The sequence below is a fragment of the Lactobacillus corticis genome (genome assembly GCF_018327645.1).
GTDB classification, from domain to species: Bacteria; Bacillota; Bacilli; order Lactobacillales; family Lactobacillaceae; genus Lactobacillus; species Lactobacillus corticis.
This window is the reverse complement of record NZ_BMAY01000031.1, coordinates 1-373: the sequence shown is the minus strand read 5'-3', so window position 1 is coordinate 373 and position 373 is coordinate 1. Positions and strand designations below refer to the sequence as shown.

Sequence of the window (373 nt, the reverse complement as noted above, 5' to 3'; positions counted from 1 at the left end):
AGACTCAACCATTACCTCAACTCCAGTAGATGGCGTATCTGTTGATAAGGATGGCAACTTGACTGGTACTCCAAAGGTAGATGACTGGACTGACAAGGCTGGCGATGATACTCGCGAAATCGAGATCCCAGTAACAGTAACTAAAGGTGACCAAAAGGTTGAAACTACTGTTCCAGTAACGATCTTGCGCGACACCGATGGTGATGGCACGCCAGACAACAAGGATACTGACGATGACAACGATGGTATCCCAGACACTGAAGATCCACATGAAAAGACCAAGGATGAATTAACCGTCAAGGTTAACAACCCTGATCCAGTAAAGGATGGCGAGGAAGTTCCATCAACTAAGGTAGTAGTACCAAGCATTCCA

The 373-nt window shown here is 46.1% G+C and carries 1 pseudogene; it reads left to right on the top strand.

The window, feature by feature from the left end:
* Nucleotides 1-373, top strand: a pseudogene (locus KI210_RS08585) (hypothetical protein); the annotation flags it as partial.